The sequence below is a fragment of the Rhizobium etli CFN 42 genome (assembly GCF_000092045.1).
Classification (GTDB): Bacteria; Pseudomonadota; Alphaproteobacteria; order Rhizobiales; family Rhizobiaceae; genus Rhizobium; species Rhizobium etli.
Window position 1 is genome coordinate 331,240 of the sequence record NC_007765.1, and the last position, 18,014, is coordinate 349,253.

Consider the following 18,014-nt stretch of genomic DNA (forward strand, 5'->3'; position numbering starts at 1 on the left):
TGACGGCGAGCGCGGTTCAGAGCCAGCGCGCTGCCGCCGTTGCCGTGCGGCTAGCAGTGCTTCATTTCCCTTGACAGCAGTCTCGTCGGCTTTATTCTATTATAAGGATTTATATCGCATAACTATGGAATTTACGAGAATATGATCATGTCGGCCGGCCGGACGAATAAGCCGCTTCTCCTCACCAATGTCAGGCCGATGGCCTTCGGTGCGGGCGCATCCGAGGGGGCGATCGACATTCTCGTCAATGCCGACGGCCGCATCGCCCGGATCGGTCCGTCGCTTCCGGCCTCTGAAGATGTGGCACGCATCGACGGCAAGGGTGCCTTCATTTCGCCGGGCTGGGTCGATCTGCACGTACACATCTGGCATGGCGGCACCGATATCTCCATCCGCCCCTCCGAATGCGGTGTCGAGCGCGGCGTCACCACCCTAGTCGACGCCGGTTCGGCCGGCGAGGCGAATTTCCATGGCTTCCGCGAATATATCATCGAGCCCTCACGCGAGCGCATCAAGGCCTTCCTGAACCTCGGCTCGATCGGCCTCGTCGCCTGCAACCGCGTCGCCGAGCTCAGGGATATCAGGGATATCGATCTCGACCGGATCCTCGAAGTCTATGCCGAAAACAGCGAACACATCATCGGCATCAAGGTGCGCGCCAGCCATGTCATCACCGGCTCCTGGGGCGTCACTCCCGTCAAGCTCGGCAAGAAGATCTCCAAGATCCTGAAAGTGCCGATGATGGTCCATGTCGGCGAACCGCCGGCGCTTTATGACGAGGTGCTCGAAATTCTCGGCCCCGGTGACGTCGTCACCCACTGCTTCAACGGTAAGGCCGGTTCGAGCATCATGGAGGACGAGGATCTCTTCAATCTCGCCGAGCGCTGCGCCTCCGAAGGCATCCGCCTCGACATCGGCCATGGCGGCGCCTCCTTCTCCTTCAAGGTCGCCGAAGCGGCGATCGCGCGCGGGCTTCTGCCGTTCTCGATCTCGACCGACCTGCACGGCCATTCGATGAACTTTCCGGTCTGGGACCTGGCGACGACGATGTCGAAGCTGCTGAGCGTCGGCATGCCCTTCGACAAGGTCGTGGAAGCCGTCACCCATGCACCGGCCTCGGTCATCAAACTGCCGATGGAAGACCGGCTTTCCGTCGGCGCGCTAGCCGAATTCACGATTTTCGACCTGGTCGACTCCGAGCTCGAAGCGACGGACTCAAACGGCGACGTCTCGGTCCTCAAAAAGCTGTTCGAGCCGCGCTATGCCGTGATCGGCGCCGATGCCTTCGCCGCCAGCCGCTACGTGCCGCGGGCGCGCAAACTCGTGCGGCATAGCCATGGTTATTCCTACCGCTAAGGATATACGGCGCCAGATTGATCAGAAATCCGTCCGAAAGGCATGAGGTGTTTGGTGGTTCCAGGGATTTACGACAGTAAGTCCCGCGGCTTCAAAAGGGCTGACGTCACGTGTTGCGACCATAAACCCCTTCGAAGAAGCGATGGCGGCGATATATCCGTCCGGAGTTGGAAATCCTTTGCCGCCCGCACGAGCCCTGATGGCAAGATCGGCATAATGTCGGGCCGCTTCCGCGTCGAACGACAACACGCGAGCCCGGAACAGTTCGAGTACGCCGCCGAGTGTTTCTGTTAGAGCCGTCTTGCGCCGACCGTCCGGCAGCGCGCCGATGCCAAACAGCAGCTCGGCCAACGTCACACTCGACAAATACAAGGTCTCGGCGACCTGCTCGTTCAGCCATGACCGCACAGCCGAATGAGGGGTTGGTTTCATCGCCTCGGAAAGAACGTTCGTATCGAGAACGATCATTCAAACCTCAATGGCTCCGCCGGCGCCCTATCGCGCAGCTGGTCGAGCCCTTCGAAATCAGCATTGGACAGCCCTGACTGTCGACCGATTTCGGCCAAGGCATCCCCCATGCGGATACGTTGCTCGGGTTTCACCGCATTTTCCAGGATGTCACGGACCTCCGCCTCGGTGCTGCGGCCGTGTATCGCCGCGCGCAGACGCAACGCGCGATGCACCTCATCGGGCACATTTCGAACTGTCAGAATGGCCATAGTCAAACTCCGAACATGCTGTCAATGCCAGCAATATAGCCATTGTGCAGTCATGTCGCAATCAGGAACGCTAGCGGTTGCGCCAACCCATCAGTTTTTCGATCCGCTCCGCCGAATTCCGCACATGCGCGGTATAATGGTTTTCGTCGGAGAAGGCCTTCTGCTCCGGCAGTACGATTGAGATGGTCGCGACGCATTGGCCGTCGCGATCGCAGATCGGCGAGGCGATGCAGGCGACCGCATAATCGGATTCACCCGCCTGGATCGACAGGCGCGACTCGAAGGCTTTGCCGGCCGCTTCGGACAGCGTGCGCGGATCGATCTCGGCGCGGCCGGTCGGTGACGAGCGGGCACAGCGTTTGAAAAGCTCAATGCGCTCTTCCTCGGGCAGGTGGCCGACGAGCAGCCGGCCCGAGGCCGTCCAGTTGAGCGGCACCCGGGTGCCGACGCGCGACGCCACCTGGAAGTGGCTCGGGCCATCGGCCATGGCAAGCACCAGCATGTGATCGCCGTCGCGGCCGCAGACCTGCACGGTTTCGCCGGCCTGGCGACAGAGATCGTGCATTTCGTGGGTGGCGATGCTCATAAAATCCAGTGATCGCGCATAGGCGAGACCATAATGATAAAGCCGCGCACCGAGCCAGATCGTGCCGTCCGCCTGGCGAGTCAGCATATTCTTTTCAACGAGGTCGTCGACGATGACGTAGACGGTCGATAGCGGCGCCTTCACCGCCTTGGCGATGGCATAGACACCGGCCGGCGATCCTGTCTCATAGAGATGATCGATCACCTGGAGCGCGCGGTCGATGCCGCTGACGCGGGCGCGCCGCGCGCCCTTGCCGCCGGCTTCGGCGGCCAGGCTCTCATCTTCGGAGTAAACTGCGGGCGATGTCTTTCCGTCCAATTCCATGCACCTCATGAACACTGCAACCATATTACATTACTATGGTACAGCGGTCGCTGTGGCAAATCGCAAGATCTTACCGATGATCACGGGGGACGAATCTCGTGGGAACAACCAGCCGCAGCCTGAGTTTGTCCCTCAACTCAGGAGGCTATAATGGCGAATTATCCGACACCCCCCTTTCCATCCCAGAAGCAACCTATGCCGGGTTTTACCGCCCAGATGGATCCGGTTCCCGACCATGGCGAAAAAACCTATCGCGGATCCGAGCGGCTCAAAGGCAAGCGGGCAATCATTACCGGCGGCGATAGCGGCATCGGCCGGGCTGTAGCGATCGCCTATGCTCGGGAGGGCGCCGATATTTTGATTTCATATCTCGACGAGGATGAGGATGCCGACGAGACGAAGCGGCTCGTCGAACAGGCCGGGCGCAAGGCCGTGCTCGTCAGCGGCGATATCCAGGATCCGGCGCATTGCAGGCAGATCGTCGAGACGGCCGTCCAGGAATTCGGCGGCATCGACATTCTCGTCAACAATGCCGCCCATCAGGCCAGTTTCAAGAGCATCGACGAGATCAGCGACGAGGAATGGGAGCTGACTTTCAAGGTCAATATTCACGCAATGTTTTACCTGACCAAGGCAGCCGTCCCGCATATGAAACCCGGCAGTTCCATCATCAATACGGCGTCGATCAACGCCGACAATCCAAATCCGACACTGCTCGCCTATGCGACGACCAAGGGGGCAATCCAGAATTTCACCGCCGGCCTGGCCCAGCTTCTAGCTGAGAAGGGCATTCGCGCCAATGCCGTGGCGCCGGGGCCGATCTGGACGCCGCTCATTCCCTCGACGCTGCCCGAAGACAGTGTCAGCAATTTCGGCAAGCAGGTGCCGATGAAGAGGCCCGGTCAGCCGGCCGAACTGGCCACCGCCTATGTCATGCTGGCCGATTCCTTGTCGAGCTATGTCTCCGGCACGACAATCGCGGTCACAGGTGGCAAGCCGATCCTTTGATGCATGTCGCCCGGAACTGGTTCCGGGATGAAGGCATGCATGAAAACAAGGAACTGAAGCGCGTAATCACGATCTGGTAGGATGGGCGCTTCAGTGTGGCTTGCCGTAGCCGCCGCCGGTCGGCGTCGTGACGATCACGGCGTCGCCGGCAGCGAGCATTGCCTGGTCGCAGCCCTCCAGCCTTTCAATCTTGCCGCCTGCGCGACGGATCTCGGTTTTCCCCAATTGCCCGTCTTCGCCTCCGAAGAGGCCGAAAGGGCGGATTGTTCGGTGCGAGGAGAGAATGCTGCAATCCATCGCTTGAAGGAAGCGGATGGTGCGCTCGGTCCCGCCGCCGGAACTGTATTGGCCTTTGCCGCCGGAGCCGCGGCGGATATGGAAATCTTCCAGCACGACGGGAAAGCGAAATTCCAGCACCTCGGGGTCGGTCAGCCGCGAGTTGGTCATATGCGTGTGCACGCCGTCGGCGCCGCTGAAGCCGGTGCCGTCGTTGAGCAGGCCGGCGGGGCCGCCGGAGCAGATCGTCTCGTAATATTGGTAGGTGGCGTTGCCGAAGGTCAGGTTGTTCATCGAGCCCTGGGCGGCCGCGAGCGTCCCGAGCGCCCCGAATAGCGCATTCGTCACATGCTGGCTGGTCTCGACATTGCCGGCGACGACGGCGGCCGGATAGGCCGGACGCAGCATCGAACCATCGGGCACGATGATCCGGATCGGCCGAAGGCAGCCGGCATTCATCGGGATCGGCTGCTCGACCATGACGCGGAAGACATAGAGCACGGCGGCCCGAGTCACCGGTTCCGGTGCATTGAAATTGGTCGGCTGTTGCGCGCTCGTGCCGGTGAAATCGACCGTCGCCTCGCGCGCCTTCCTATCGACGGTGATCTTCACCTTGATGACGGCGCCCTGATCGGTGGGATAGGTGAATTCGCTGTCGCTGAGGCGGGCGATCACCCGGCGAACGCTCTCTTCAGCATTGTCCTGAACGTGGCCCATATAGGCTTCGACGACGTCGAGCCCGAAATGGGCGACCATCTTGCGCAACTCCTGAACGCCCTTTTCGTTGGCGGCGATCTGCGCCTTCACGTCGGCGAGGTTCTGGGCCGGGTTGCGGGCGGGATAGCGATGGTCACGCAGCATTGCGGCAAATTCGCTCTCACGGAAACGGCCTTTGTCGACCAGCAGGAAATTGTCGATCAGCACGCCTTCTTCATCGACCTTGGTCGCCCGCGGCGTCATCGAGCCCGGGGCCTTGCCCCCGATATCGGCATGATGGCCGCGTGAGGCGACGTAAAACAGGATGGTCTCGCCGGCTTCGTCGAACACCGGCGTGACGACGGTGATGTCGGGCAGATGCGTGCCGCCATTGTAAGGCGCATTGAGCGCGAAGACGTCGCCCGCACGGATGCGGCCTTTGTTGAGCCCGATGATCGTTTCGACGGAGCGGTCCATCGATCCCAGATGCACCGGCATGTGCGGCGCATTGGCGACGAGGGCGCCGGTGCGGTCGAATACGGCGCAGGAGAAATCGAGCCGCTCCTTGATATTGACCGAGTGAGCAGTGTTCTGCAGCGTCACGCCCATCTGCTCGGCGATCGCCATGAACAGATTGTTGAAGACTTCGAGCATGACGGGGTCGGCGCTGGTGCCGATCGCCGCATTGCGGGAAAGCGCGATCTCGCGGGTGAGAACGATATGGTCGTGACCGGTGAGGCGCGCCTGCCAGCCGGCCTCGACGACGATCGTCTGATGCGCTTCGATGATGAGGGCAGGCCCCTTGACGACTGCACCAGGGTCCAGCGCGTCACGCCTGAAAATACCGGCCTCGTGCCAGGTTCCGCCGGAATAGAAGCGGGTCGTGCGCAGCGCTTGCGGTGCGAAGCTCCCCGCCTGCACGTCCATCTCCTCGACATCGGCGCCGCCGCCGATGCCTTCGACTTCGATGGAGTCGACAACGACAGGCCGGTCTTCGAAGATGAAACCGAACTGCTTCTTGTGGGCGGCGGCAAAGGCTTGCGTCATCTCGTCCTGTGGCCCGAAGGCGACGGGCAGGGCCGTGTCGGTGCCCTTATATTGCAGGTGCAGTCGGGTGATGACGTCCATCTCGCCGGCTTCGACGCCCTGCAGCATCAGTTCCCCGCGTACCTCTTTCTCCAGCTCGGCCCGGATGCCGCCGATCGTCGCCAGGGCGGCTCCGAGTTCCGTCAGCACCGCGCGCTGGCGTGTGGCGCGGATATCGGCGAGCCCCATGCCATAGGCCGAAAGAATGCCGGAGAAAGGGTGGATCAGCACCGTTTTCATGCCGAGGCTGTCGGCGACCAAGCAGGCGTGCTGGCCACCGGCGCCGCCGAAACAGGTAAGCGCGTAGCTCGAAACGTCATAACCGCGCTGGACGGAGATCTTCTTGATGGCATTGGCCATATTCTCGACAGCGATGGCGAGGAAGCCGTCGGCGACCTCTTCGGCCGTCCGGCCACCGCCGATATCCTGCGCCATTTCGGCAAAGGCGGCGCGCACCGCCTCGGCATCGAGCGGCTGGTCCTGCTCCGGCCCGAAGATTGTGGGGAAGAATTCCGGCAGCAGCTTGCCGGTCATGATGTTGGCGTCGGTGACGGCCAGCGGCCCGCCGCGGCGATAGGATTTCGGGCCGGGCGTGGCACCCGCCGATTCCGGGCCAACGCGGAAGCGTGAACCGTCATAGCTCAGGATCGAGCCGCCGCCGGCTGCGACGGTGTGGATCTTCATCATCGGCGCGCGCATGCGCACACCGGCGACCTCGGTCTCGAAAGCGCGTTCCAGTTCTCCGTCATAATGCGAAACATCCGTCGAGGTGCCGCCCATGTCGAAGCCGATGATCCTGTCGAAACCGGCGATGCGCGAGACCTCGACCGCGCCGACCACCCCGCCTGCGGGGCCGGAGAGGATCGCATCCTTTCCCTGGAAGAGATGCGCGTCGGTCAGTCCGCCCGAGGACTGCATGAACATCAGCTTCGGGCCCTTTCCTTCAACGGCGCCGAGCTCGACGGCGACCTGATCGACATAGCGCCGGAGAACCGGAGATAGATAGGCATCGACGACGGCAGTGTCGCCGCGGCCGACAAGCTTGATCAGCGGTGAAACGACATGCGACGGCGAGATCTGCGTGAAGCCGATGGCGCGCGCGATGGCGGCGGCCTGCTGTTCGTGCTCGGGATAGCGGTAGGCATGCATGAAAACGATGGCGACGGCGCGCAGTCCCTGCGCATAGGCCGCTTCAAGCGCGTGCCGCAGATCAGTTTCGCCGAGGGGGCGTTCCACCGTGCCGTCCGCCAGTACGCGCTCGTCGGCCTCGATCACATCGGCGTAAAGCAGTTCCGGCTTGACGATTTTCTTGGCGAAGATATCGGCGCGCGCCTGGTAGCCGATCTCCAGTGCATCGCGGAAGCCTTTTGTCGTCACCAGCAGGGTCGGGTCGCCTTTGCGTTCCAGAAGCGCGTTGGTGGCGACCGTCGTTCCCATCTTTACGGCGCCGATGAGCTCGGATTGGATCGGCTGGCCGGGCTTGAGGCCGAGCAATTCGCGGATGCCATGCACCGCCGGGTCGCGATAGGCTTCCGGATTTTCCGAAAGCAGCTTGTGGGCGACGAGCGAACCGTCGGGGCGGCGGGCGACGATATCGGTGAAAGTGCCGCCGCGATCGATCCAGAAATCCCACTGTCCGCTCATCGTCCGACCTCCTGTTGAACTGAAAATTTATTGACGATTTATCGATAAAATGTCAACGTTGAGCTGTTGGTCGTGGAGGGATGGAATGGCAGGTGAGCGCGGGCAGCCGGAAATCGGGCCGATCGTCTCCTCCTCGCATCTCGCCGATGGCGCGCTTCCCGTTCTTTCGGAACTGGAATTCGGTCTCATCCTCGCCGGCAATGCCTTCGACCGCTGGATGGTGCGCTGCATGACGGCGGCGGGCGAGCCCGGCTGCGCGGCGATCGACGTACTGGTGCTGCATTCGGTGGCGCACCGGCAGCGGCCGAAGCGGCTCGGCGATCTCTGCAGCGTGCTCGGCGTCGAGGACACGCATCTGGTGATTTATGCGATCAAGAAGCTGGAAAAGCGCGGTCTCGTGAAAAGCGCGCGGGCAGGCAAGGAAAAACTGATCGCTGCCACCAACAAGGGTTTTGAAATCTGCTTGAAATACCGGGCGGTGCGGGAGGCGCTGCTGGTGGAATCCATGAAGGGACTCGGGCTCGACGCCGCGGCGACATCGGCCGTGGCGGCGACACTCAGGGCCCTTTCCGGCCATTACGATCAAGCAGCAAGGGCCGCCGCCTCTTTATGACGACAGCCCTTGTCTGGGGCAGGGACAGATCCCCCAGTCTTCAGGTGGTTATTTCAGCCGAAGCAGGGAATGGCCGGCAGATTGGCGCGGCTCGCAAGCGCTCCGATCATCTTGCCCACCGGCGTCGGGCGCGGTTGACGTTTGTCGGCGGCCGTCTCCAGGAGTTGCTTGAAGTCCTCAAGCTTCACGCCGTCGGCGCGCAATACCATGGCGATCAGGGGGTCGCGAAGCGCTTCGGATATCGTCAGGTCGTCTCTGGTCTTTCTCATGGCTTGTCCTCCTTTCGTGGGCGGTCGCCCGTGTTCCACATCCGCCGCCAACCCTCTGCGTTGACTTTCGCGGCCTGTGGTGTTACCGGTAAGTAACAGTGCTGTTGTTACCGATCGGTCACATTGATGTCAAGGACTTCGTCCGCAAAAAAATCAGAAACTTCGAATGAAATCTCCACAGCCGTTTCAGAAGATCGCATCCCGCCGCGGGAGCGCATCGTCTCGACGGCCGTGGAGCTTTTCCGTGAGCGCGGCATCCGCGGCATCGGCGTCGATGCCATCGCCGATGCTGCCCTGACGAACAAGATGACGCTCTACCGCCATTTCGGCTCGAAGGACGAACTCGTGTGCGAGACGCTGCGGCGCGCCTCGGAAAAGGCCGATGCCATCTGGCGCGATCTGGAGGCCGCTCATCCCGGCGATCCCCGCGCCCAGCTCGACGCCTGGGTGGAGATGCGGGCGCAGTGTCTGAACGGCGAGCCGGCCGGCTGCGATCTCGCCAACGCCGCCATCGAGCTCAAGGGGGAGGGTCATCCCGCCCATGAAATGATCGAACGGCACAAGGCCGAACAGCGCGATCGCCTGGCCGCGCTCTGTTCGGCAGCCGGTGCGCGCGAACCTCAACTTCTTGCCGATACGCTGACGCTGCTGCTCGAAGGCGCGCGCGTCAGTCGCCAGGCGATGGGCGCCGCCGGCTGTTGCGGCCATTTCGCCAAGGCCTGCAGAGCAGCGATCGCTTCTGTCACCTGATTGTCCGGAACCTTACCGCCTCCACACCGTTCTTCCATCACCGGACGATGTGGAGACCGGGAGATGAACCACGCCTATCTCAAGCGGCTCTATGCCAGACGCGCGGAGCTCGAAGCCAAGCTCGAGCTGCACGACGCACGCTATTGTTTTGGCGAGGAAGAGGTCGATGACGGCACCGGCAGCGACCTGCGTCAGCGATTGAGCGAGGTCTCCGAGGAGATCGCCGCGCTGGAGAGCAGGGCGGCCAGAGCCTTTTCGGCTTAGATTACAGCATTTAAAGTGTGCCTGTGCGATGCCAGGTCACCGTAGCTGCAGCTGCTGTCGGATCATGGGCAAAGCCATGGTCAGAAGCGTCGCGAAAACCATGATGACGCCATAGGGTATCTTCCGGCTCGCCCGGATCTCCTCGATCCGCATGAAAAAGGCGAGGTGTGCGACACTCAGCGGCACCGGCAGCCGCAGGGCCAGAAGCGTCATGACGCCGAGGACGAGGAGCAAAAACGAAAACGGCAGCATTCCGTGCCATCCGACAAAAAGGCCGATCGGCAGGAAAAGCTTGGCGTCTCCTGCGCCAAACAGCCGGAACGCCCAGAGCGCCACCCCAAGCATGAACATCAGCAGGCCGGCTCCGACGTCACCGCCAATTCCGCTTGAGGCAAACAGCGCAGCGCCGAGATCCTCGGAGCCAAGCATCGCGGCCACCGCCCGCAGTGCATAAACTGTCATGAGCGCAAGCACGACCGCATTGGGGATCTTCCAGCTGCGGAAATCGGTCCAGGCGGCATAGAGAAAAAGTAATACCGAAAGCGAATTAACAACAACTATCATTCCAATCATAGGAGTCAACCTTTTGGGCTATGACAATCTACCACGTAAGTCCGTTTTTTACTAGGCGTCGGCGTATTTTCTCGGACTTTTATGACCCGTCCTCGGGTTTTGGTCTTAACCATAAGTATAATTCTCAATTCGCGCGGGTATAAAACAATTGACTAAATTAGAATTAACAGACTATTAATATTTCCAGTCGAAGGGGCGGTCTCAACGACAAAGCGTGCCGGGGGAATTACGGCGCACAACTTACCTGGGAGGTAATTCTCGATGAAAGCATTTGTAAATAGCGTACGCGCTTTCGCGCGGGAAGAAGATGGCGTCGCGCTGACTGAATATCTTATTCTGCTTGGTTTGTTGGTCGGCGGAGTTGTTGCATCAGTTGTCCTGATCGGCGATGAACTCAACACGGCATGGGCATCGTGGGCCACTTGGTTCCAAGCACAAAATCTGGAAGCGCCGGCGGCCTGATGCACCTCAGCTGCTTCCTGAGCAGCGTTTTTGAGCTGAAGAGAGGGGTTTTGTTAACCCCTTTCTTCTAAATTAGCAGCAATGAATGGATGCGCTCCGTCCAGTGTAGCGAGTAACCGCGATGCGTTCTTCAACGATTTTAAGCCTCGTTATTGCATTTGTACTCGCCGCCGCCGCAGTTTTCGGCATGCGCGCCTATCTCTCCGATCAGAAGGCCCGGCTGCTGGCGATGAACGGCGTGAAGACCGAGGAACGGACACTTGTGGTCGCCGCCACGCCAATGCGCTTCGGCGACCGAATCCGATCCGAAAACCTCAGGGCCATTCCGTGGCCCTCCAATGAAACACCCACGGGCTCATTCGTTAGTATCGATCTGGTCGTCGGCAACGATGCCCAGCCGCGTTATGCGATGGCGGCGATCGACCCTGGCGAGCCGGTGCTCTCCTCGAAGATCACGGGGGCCGGCGAACGCGCCACGCTGTCGGCGGCGCTCGACCAGGGCATGAAGGCAGTCTCCATCCGCGTCAACGACGTGCTCGGCGTTGCCGGTTTCGTCAGGCCTTCCGATCGCGTCGACGTTCTTCTGACGCGGGTCGTGCGCGGACCGGCAGGCAACGATCAGACCTTCGTCGACGTGCTGCTGCAAGGCGTCAAAGTTCTTGCAGTGGACCAGACCGCAGACGAACGAAAGGACGAGCCATCCGTCGTCAAGACCGTGACCTTTGAGGTCACGACCGATGAGGCTCAGCGCCTTACCCTCGGCTCCAGCATCGGCACGCTGTCGCTGGCGCTTCGCAATGTTGCCTCTTCCTCTGTCGAGCAGACCCGGCCGATCACCGTCGCCGACCTCGGTGGCGGGGCGATGGCGACAGAACTGGGCAAGGATTTGGAAAAGCAGTTGCCAGAACCCGAGAAACAAGTGCAGATTGTGGAACAAAAGGTTGAGCCGGTGTTGCCGGTTGAGCCGAAGTGGGTGACAGTGGGGGTCTGGAACACGACGAAGCGCGAGGAGCACCGAGTCGGCCTGATCCAGTGAGGTGTATGCGGCATGCCGCAGGTGCGGCTGGCCGAAGGGGAGGGCTAAAGCAGGCATGGCGAACGGCAGGAGAAGAATCGCAAGGACCAAAAGCCTTGCGGCATTAGCGGCAGTGTTTTCAGCCTGTGTGTGTTTAGGGCCCGGATTTGCCGGCTCAGCCAGCGCACAGGAAAAGTCTATCACGCTCGGCGAATCGGTTCAGCATGTGACCTTGCCTCCGAACGAGACGCTGACGCTCAACACCGGCCAACCCTTCGGCGATCTCGTCATCGGCAGCGCCGATATGATCGACGTGGTGCCGCTTTCTGACAAGTCGCTGTTCATCCGCGGCAAGAAGACCGGCGCCACCAATATCTCGGTCTATGGCGACGACAAGTCGCTTCTCGGCGTCATCGATATCCGCGTCGCCAGCGACTTCAGCGAAGTCGCCTCCGCCATTCGCTCTGCCGCGCCCTCGGCTCGGGTCAGGGTCATCAACTCCAACGATCGCATTCGGCTGACGGGCTTCGTCCGTGACGGCATCGAACTGCAGCGGGTGATGGAAATCGCCCAGTCCTATTCCGACCAGCCGGTGCTGAATCAGTTGCGCGTCAGTGACAGCCAGCAGGTGATGCTGGAGGTCCGTGTCATTGAAGCCTCGCGTCAGACGGGTCGTGACCTCGGGATCGGTTGGTCAGGCTACGGCAACAATAACCGCATCGGCAAGGCCACGACCAGCCAGGGGATCGCCGTGGACGACGGCAGCCTCGCCCGTACCCTCCTTGATCCCAAGGGTGCGGCAACGGGTGCGCTGCCCTTCGGCCAGTTGATCGCCAAGGTGCTGGAAATCTCGGGCGGCCACATCGACGTTGTCATCAACGCGCTCGAGCAGAAGGGATTGGTGCGACGCCTGGCTCAACCGAACCTCATCGCCATGAGCGGCTCGACCGCCAGCTTCCATGCTGGCGGCGAAGTGCCGATTCTGAAGACGACGAACAACGGCACAACTGTCGCCACCGAGACGGACTATCGCCCCTTCGGTGTGCGGCTGACCTTCAAGCCGGTGGTTCTTGATGATGGCCTCATCAACCTGGAGATCGAGCCTGAGGTTTCCGAGATTGATCCGTCGATCAACGTCAACGGCAATCCGGGGTTCATCTCGCGCGCTGCCAGCACCACGGTTGCGCTCCGCGACGGCCAGAGCTTTGCCTTGGCCGGCCTGCTGCAGTCGATCAATGCCAAAGACATCCAGCAATTGCCGGGCCTCGGGCAGATACCGGTCCTCGGCGCACTGTTCCGTTCGACGAGTTTCCAGAAGAAGGAATCCGATCTCGTTATCGTTGTCACGCCACACATTGTGCGCCCGGCCCGCCCGGGTGAGGACCTCTACAGTCCGCTCGATCAGACGCGCTCGTCTAACGACGTGGAGCTCTTCGCGCTCGGTGTCCTGGAAGTCGACAAGGACATGCTCCGACGCTTTCGCAATGGCGTAGGCGTGACCGGGCCTTACGGTCATCGTCTCGACCTGAACCAGGGAGTCCAAGCCGTTGCTACAAAACGCTAAGCGCGTCCTTCTCGTCCTTGCAGCCGCCGGCCTCGCTTCCGGCTGCGCCGACTACTTGAACCATCGCGACTCGGTCACTTTCGGGGTCGGGAACGCCGTGGAAGCAAACAAGGCCATCCATATCCAGGACCCGTTCCCGCCGGAAGCTCAGCGAACCCAGATCGCAAGCGACGGCAAGGTCATCCGCAGGGTGGTCACTCAATATCAGAACGGCGGGCTGGGCGTTGTTCAGCCGTCGCCGGCCATGGGGGCGAATGGGGCCTCCAACGGGGCGACCGCCAGCCAGTAGCTGGCGAAAGGCATGAACGGCGGCAGCGCCGGAGGGGAAAATGCACGAAAAGGGGTCGTCACGGCGATAGCGCCGTGACGGGGGGACGCCAATGCTCAGCAGGGTTGTCATACGGTTCTGGAACGATCATCGCGGCTATGTCATCGCCTTGACGCTCATCGCCATGCCAATGCTTCTCGGCTTTTCGCTGCTGGTCATAGATGTCGGCCGCAGCAGCAACCTGCATACAGATCTCCAGAACGCGGTCGACGCGATGGCGCTGGCCGGAGCCCGTGAACTCGATGGCCGCGACGATGCCATTACCAGGGCACAGACGGCGATCGAGAAAATCGCCAACAGCGCGGCTTTCTCCGGCGGTGGGACCGGCATGTCCCTTGGCTCGAATAGCAGCGTGACCTATGAGGCCGGCAACGATGCCGGAAACACCGTTACCGTGCTTTTTCTGAAGAGCATCCCGGCCGACGACGATACGCCCATCCCGGCTTCGATGGAAACGACAGAGCCCAGCGAAGCTTCCTATGCCTGGGTCATCGCCAAGCCGCAAGCGATGCAGACGATCTTTCCGATCCCGGTCGGCTTCAACCGCGATACGATCAATATTGCCGCCGACGCCGTGGCGGTATACCACGCCAGCGCCTGCGACGTGACACCGATCTTTATCTGCAATCCGTTCGAGCCTGCTGGTAACACCAGTGAAAGCGCCAACGCAGATGCCGCTGCCGCCTTGCATACCAATTTTGCGGCCGGCAATCTCTACGGGCGACAGATCGAGCTTCACAGCACAGCGTCGTCCAATCCCGGCCCCGGCAATTTCGGATTCCTGCGGACCCCCTTGGGCAATGGTGCGTCCGTGCTGGCGGAGGCTCTTGCCACCGGCAATCCCGGCGCCTGCTACACACAGGACAATCTCGATACCGAGACCGGCGCAGTGGCGGGGCCCGTCGAAGACGGGGTGAATACGCGCTTCGGCTTTTACTCCTCCTCCTTCAACAAGGCGAAGGGAGATTATCGATACCGTCCTGCCCGAAACGTGCGCTCCGCTCGGACGACCACCAAGGGAAAGCCGGGCTGCGATACCTATACTCCGGTCATGGTCGGTGATGTTGTCGGCGATGCGACCCAGGCTTTGCCGCTCGGCTACGGAGCGGCCATGAGCTCGCTTTCCGGCGGCAAGATCAGCAGCGGCAACAATTGGAATTACTCGACCTATTGGAATGTCGCGCAGGGCACGGCTGCACCCTCGGTCAGCACGGTCCTCAGCAACTACTCCAGTTATCCCCCTCAGGCGACCGGAACACCGAACCAGCCCTCCGCCTACGACGTTTATCGTTACGAGCTTGCTAACCCATCTCTGATTAACCATGCCTCGGCGAATGGCGAAACCGGCAAACCGACAACCGGCGGCCAGTGCTATACCGGCCCGGACCTTTCGAACTATACCGCGGCTGAATACGGTGATCGCCGCGAAATTTTCGCAGCCATCGTCAATTGTGGCTATGAAGCGTCGGTCGACCATCTGAACGGTCACAAGGCCACTCGCGCCGTCGCCTTCGCGCGCATGTTCCTGACCAAGCCGGCGATAAAGGATTCCAGCGAACGATACCTTTCCCTGGAGATGATCGACATCACCGGCAAGGGTGGTCGCGGTACGGCAGACGAATTCTTGCGGGAAGAAGCGGAGCTGGTCAGATGATGGCGCTCCGCAATTTTATCCTGCATCGGCTTTGCCCCGGCTTCTGGCCGCGGGAGGAAGGTGCAGTGCTTGCGGAAGCGCTGCTCGCGATCCCCTTTGTCACACTCTTTGCGGCTGCCATACTGGAGTTCGGCAGCATCTTCTGGCAGCGCATGCAAATCGATGCGGGCTTGCGCGATGCCGGGCGCTACCTCTCGCGATGCCGACCCGCGTCGGGAACCTATGTGCCGACATGTAGTCAGGCGACGGCGAAGACGATCGCCTTTTACGGAACGCAAACACCTGCGGCCAACGCTGAACCCCGCGTCCCCGACTGGAAGGATCCTTCCGACATCACCATCACCGCGCCCGATGCGGATGGGAACATCACCCTTTCGACTGCTCATCTCTACAAGAGCTCGCCGGTGTTCGGCTTCCTCGGGATCGATGCCATCACCATCAATTCCTCCCATGAAGAGAGATACATCGGATGGTGACCTTTCGGACGTTCAAGACATTCTGCCAGGATAGCAGTGGTGTCAGTCTTACCGAAGCATTGCTGACCTTTCCGATCGTCATGCTGGTATTCGCCGCCTTCATCGAGTTCGGCTATGCGATGTCGCAGTGGAATCAGACGGTCAAGGCACTGCAATATGGTGCCCGACTTGCGGCCGTATCAGATCCGCTGACAACCAATTTCAATGCCGTTTTCCCGACCGATGCTGCCGATCCGCTCAACAACGGCAAAGCCACTCCGAACGACGCCACGATATCTTCGACCTGCGGACCGGCTCTCGCCAACTGCAGCATGGCGGCATTGAACCGCATCGTCCTGGGAAGCGATGGCGTTTGCAACGTAGGAACCGATCCTCACCCCGGCATTTGTGACCTTAACTGGCGCATCAAGCGCGAGAATTTGGTTGTCACCTATCAGCGATCGGGACTCGGCTATTGGGGCCGCCCTGACGGGCCCGTGCTGACGATGCGGCTGGAGGTGCGTGAGGTCACCTTCGATCTGCCGATCCTCGGCGGGCTGCTGGGGCTTAACGAGGTCACCATCCCTGCCCATCCGGTGACGATCACGACGGAAGACCTGAAGACCTGCTCAACCTGCTGACTTCTTGTTACGCGTAGGAAAGCGAAAATGACAGCGCACATGAACATTGCCGCATCCACCAAGATCCTGGTTCTCTCTGATGACGCGGCCGCAGCGAGCTTCATGCTCGATACGTTCGGGTCGCTTTCGCGTTACGATGTCCGCCATCTCTCTCTGAAGGCACTCGGGGAAAAGGGCCGTCTCGATCCGACGCAGTTCGGACTGATCGTTCTCGACGTCGACAACGGGGAATTGCTGCAGCAACTGGAGCTCTTCGCGTTTCGCACCAGCTACCGGGACATTCCGCTCGTCGTCGTTTCCGAAGACCTGCCGGACGACCTGATGCGGCTGCTCTTCCGCCTGAACGGAAATGACTGGCTGAAGAAGCCGCTCGAGCGCCGCGCCCTCATCGACATGATTTCGACCCATGCGCCAGGCACCGGGGCCAGCGACAGCCGGGTGCATGCCGTGGTCTCGGCCGTCGGTGGCGCGGGTGCCAGCATGATCGCTTCGTCGCTCGCTCATGTGCTGGCCCAGCCGACCAAGAATTCCACGCCGCGGATTGACTTGTTCGACACGGATTTTTGTTCTGGGGCGCTCGGCTATTATCTCAACCTTGTCAACGACTACGACTTGAAACCGGTCATCGCCAATCCTTCCAGGGTCGATCTCGAGTTCATCGATCTCGTCCGGAAGCGGCATCCTGGAGGCTTTTCACTGCTTTCGTTCAAACAGCCATCCGTCCTTTTGGCGCCGAAGGGCGGTGAACTCGTGCTGCGCATGCTCGACGTGGCCGCCTTTGAGAGCGACCATACGATCGTCGACATGCCCTATTACGACACGCCTTGGAAATACGAGGTGCTCACTTCGGTCAACAGTATCTACATCGTCACCGAAATGACGATCCCGGCGCTTTCTCAAGCCAAGGATCTGTTTACCAATCTGGTGCGGTTGCGAGGCAGTTCGGATCAGATATTCGTCGTCATCAACAAATACCGCGCCAAGCTTTTCGGCCTCGGCCTGCGCCGACAACAAATGGAGAAGATATTCAAGGACATCCCGACGCATGTCATTGCGGATGACTGGGATACTTTGAGCGAGGCGGTCAACCGCGGCGTGCTGCCAGTTCAGGTGAATTCCCGGGCGCGATTCTGCGGTGCGGTGGGTAAACTTGGAGCATTGGTGCGATGAAGGCGATTGACAGTGGCCGCGTAAGGTCCTGCGTCGGCCTTGTGGTTCTGGCCGTTCTGGCCGTTGCCGGGGATGCCGTGGCAGGTGGGCTTGTACCTCGAAGCCTTGGGCCGACGACAAGCACCGTGGTGACGATCGAAAAAAGTTACGCGGCTGGAACAATCGTTGTCGTCAGCGCGAACCGAACGCTGGATCTCGTCATCTCCGAAGGGCGCGCCATCCGTTACAAGATCGGGGTCGGGCGAGACGGATTTCGCTGGAGCGGTACCGTCAAGGTGGGACGCAAGGCAGAGTGGCCCGACTGGCGCCCGCCTGCCGAGATGAAGGCGCGCGCGGTCGGACTTCCGGACCTGGTACCTGCCGGGCCACTCAATCCTTTGGGTGCCCGCGGGATCTATCTCTACAAGGGCGGGACCGACACGCTCTACCGCATTCACGGAACGAACGAGCAGTCGACGGTCGGCGGTTTCGCCTCGTCGGGCTGTTTTCGCATGAGCAATGCCGACGTGATCGATCTCTATGAGAGGGTGAAAGTCGGCTCCACGGTCATTGTAAAATAGT

General features: G+C 60.9%; 20 protein-coding genes. 14 read left to right on the forward strand and 6 right to left on the reverse strand.

The window, feature by feature from the left end; all coding sequences use genetic code 11:
* Nucleotides 1-147 precede the first annotated feature (147 nt).
* Nucleotides 148-1,356, forward strand: a complete 1,209-nt coding sequence (locus RHE_RS25565) for an amidohydrolase/deacetylase family metallohydrolase (protein ID WP_011428149.1) — start codon at nt 148-150, stop codon at nt 1,354-1,356.
* Nucleotides 1,357-1,377: 21 nt separating this feature from the next.
* On the opposite strand, the gene RHE_RS25570 is transcribed toward RHE_RS25565, so the two are convergent.
* The 3 genes from RHE_RS25570 to RHE_RS25580 form a co-directional block, all read right to left on the reverse strand.
* Complete coding sequence (locus tag RHE_RS25570) at nt 1,378-1,824, reverse strand: type II toxin-antitoxin system VapC family toxin (protein ID WP_011428150.1); 447 nt, start codon at nt 1,822-1,824, stop codon at nt 1,378-1,380.
* Nucleotides 1,821-2,075, reverse strand: coding sequence for a FitA-like ribbon-helix-helix domain-containing protein (locus tag RHE_RS25575; protein ID WP_011428151.1), 255 nt, complete (start codon nt 2,073-2,075; stop codon nt 1,821-1,823). Before RHE_RS25575 ends, RHE_RS25570 begins: the two co-directional genes overlap by 4 nt.
* A 70-nt stretch (nt 2,076-2,145) precedes the next feature.
* The gene (locus RHE_RS25580) at nt 2,146-2,985 is read right to left on the reverse strand and encodes an IclR family transcriptional regulator (RefSeq protein ID WP_011428152.1); all 840 of its coding nucleotides are present in this window, start codon (nt 2,983-2,985) and stop codon (nt 2,146-2,148) included.
* 150 nt (nt 2,986-3,135) lie between these two features.
* On the opposite strand from RHE_RS25580, the gene RHE_RS25585 reads away from it, so the two are divergent.
* Nucleotides 3,136-3,993 (forward strand): SDR family oxidoreductase, encoded by an 858-nt coding sequence (locus RHE_RS25585; RefSeq protein WP_011428153.1) that lies wholly within the window; start codon nt 3,136-3,138, stop codon nt 3,991-3,993.
* 90 nt (nt 3,994-4,083) lie between these two features.
* On the opposite strand, the gene RHE_RS25590 is transcribed toward RHE_RS25585, so the two are convergent.
* Nucleotides 4,084-7,695, reverse strand: coding sequence for a hydantoinase B/oxoprolinase family protein (locus RHE_RS25590; protein ID WP_011428154.1), 3,612 nt, complete (start codon nt 7,693-7,695; stop codon nt 4,084-4,086).
* A gap of 85 nt (nt 7,696-7,780) precedes the next feature.
* Here RHE_RS25590 and RHE_RS25595 point away from each other — a divergent pair, with 85 nt between their 5' ends.
* On the forward strand, nt 7,781-8,308 hold the full coding sequence (locus RHE_RS25595) for a winged helix DNA-binding protein (protein ID WP_011428155.1): 528 nt from the start codon (nt 7,781-7,783) through the stop codon (nt 8,306-8,308).
* Nucleotides 8,309-8,361: 53 nt separating this feature from the next.
* Here the strand turns inward: RHE_RS25595 and RHE_RS25600 are convergent, their stop codons facing one another.
* A complete protein-coding gene (locus tag RHE_RS25600) occupies nt 8,362-8,577 on the reverse strand; it encodes a hypothetical protein (RefSeq protein ID WP_020923151.1) in 216 nt (71 codons plus the stop codon).
* Nucleotides 8,578-8,703: 126 nt separating this feature from the next.
* Here RHE_RS25600 and RHE_RS25605 point away from each other — a divergent pair, with 126 nt between their 5' ends.
* Together RHE_RS25605 and RHE_RS25610 are read left to right on the forward strand one after the other, a co-directional pair.
* On the forward strand, nt 8,704-9,327 hold the full coding sequence (locus RHE_RS25605) for a TetR/AcrR family transcriptional regulator (RefSeq protein WP_011428157.1): 624 nt from the start codon (nt 8,704-8,706) through the stop codon (nt 9,325-9,327).
* 63 nt (nt 9,328-9,390) lie between these two features.
* Nucleotides 9,391-9,591 carry a hypothetical protein gene (locus tag RHE_RS25610; protein WP_042119889.1) on the forward strand — a complete coding sequence of 67 codons (201 nt, stop codon included), beginning with the start codon at nt 9,391-9,393 and terminating at the stop codon, nt 9,589-9,591.
* Nucleotides 9,592-9,627: 36 nt separating this feature from the next.
* Here RHE_RS25610 and RHE_RS25615 read toward each other — a convergent pair whose 3' ends face one another.
* The gene (locus tag RHE_RS25615; protein ID WP_042119891.1) at nt 9,628-10,164 is read right to left on the reverse strand and encodes a prepilin peptidase; all 537 of its coding nucleotides are present in this window, start codon (nt 10,162-10,164) and stop codon (nt 9,628-9,630) included.
* A gap of 261 nt (nt 10,165-10,425) precedes the next feature.
* On the opposite strand from RHE_RS25615, the gene RHE_RS25620 reads away from it, so the two are divergent.
* The 9 genes from RHE_RS25620 (at nt 10,426) to RHE_RS25660 (ending at nt 18,013) form a co-directional block, all read left to right on the forward strand.
* On the forward strand, nt 10,426-10,626 hold the full coding sequence (locus RHE_RS25620) for a hypothetical protein (protein WP_042119892.1): 201 nt from the start codon (nt 10,426-10,428) through the stop codon (nt 10,624-10,626).
* Nucleotides 10,627-10,747: 121 nt separating this feature from the next.
* Nucleotides 10,748-11,662, forward strand: coding sequence for a Flp pilus assembly protein CpaB (gene cpaB, locus RHE_RS25625; protein ID WP_011428159.1), 915 nt, complete (start codon nt 10,748-10,750; stop codon nt 11,660-11,662).
* A gap of 55 nt (nt 11,663-11,717) precedes the next feature.
* Complete coding sequence (locus RHE_RS25630) at nt 11,718-13,205, forward strand: type II and III secretion system protein family protein (protein WP_011428160.1); 1,488 nt, start codon at nt 11,718-11,720, stop codon at nt 13,203-13,205.
* Nucleotides 13,189-13,494 (forward strand): hypothetical protein, encoded by a 306-nt coding sequence (locus RHE_RS25635; protein WP_011428161.1) that lies wholly within the window; start codon nt 13,189-13,191, stop codon nt 13,492-13,494. The genes RHE_RS25630 and RHE_RS25635 overlap by 17 nt, the downstream gene beginning before the upstream one ends.
* A gap of 91 nt (nt 13,495-13,585) precedes the next feature.
* Complete coding sequence (locus tag RHE_RS25640) at nt 13,586-15,187, forward strand: TadE/TadG family type IV pilus assembly protein (protein WP_011428162.1); 1,602 nt, start codon at nt 13,586-13,588, stop codon at nt 15,185-15,187.
* On the forward strand, nt 15,184-15,663 hold the full coding sequence (locus RHE_RS25645) for a TadE/TadG family type IV pilus assembly protein (protein WP_011428163.1): 480 nt from the start codon (nt 15,184-15,186) through the stop codon (nt 15,661-15,663). Before RHE_RS25640 ends, RHE_RS25645 begins: the two co-directional genes overlap by 4 nt.
* Nucleotides 15,657-16,283 carry a TadE/TadG family type IV pilus assembly protein gene (locus RHE_RS25650; RefSeq protein WP_042119895.1) on the forward strand — a complete coding sequence of 209 codons (627 nt, stop codon included), beginning with the start codon at nt 15,657-15,659 and terminating at the stop codon, nt 16,281-16,283. Before RHE_RS25645 ends, RHE_RS25650 begins: the two co-directional genes overlap by 7 nt.
* A gap of 27 nt (nt 16,284-16,310) precedes the next feature.
* On the forward strand, nt 16,311-17,453 hold the full coding sequence (locus RHE_RS25655; protein WP_011428165.1) for a response regulator/pilus assembly protein: 1,143 nt from the start codon (nt 16,311-16,313) through the stop codon (nt 17,451-17,453).
* Nucleotides 17,450-18,013 carry a L,D-transpeptidase gene (locus tag RHE_RS25660; RefSeq protein WP_011428166.1) on the forward strand — a complete coding sequence of 188 codons (564 nt, stop codon included), beginning with the start codon at nt 17,450-17,452 and terminating at the stop codon, nt 18,011-18,013. The genes RHE_RS25655 and RHE_RS25660 overlap by 4 nt, the downstream gene beginning before the upstream one ends.
* Nucleotide 18,014: the final 1 nt, after the last annotated feature.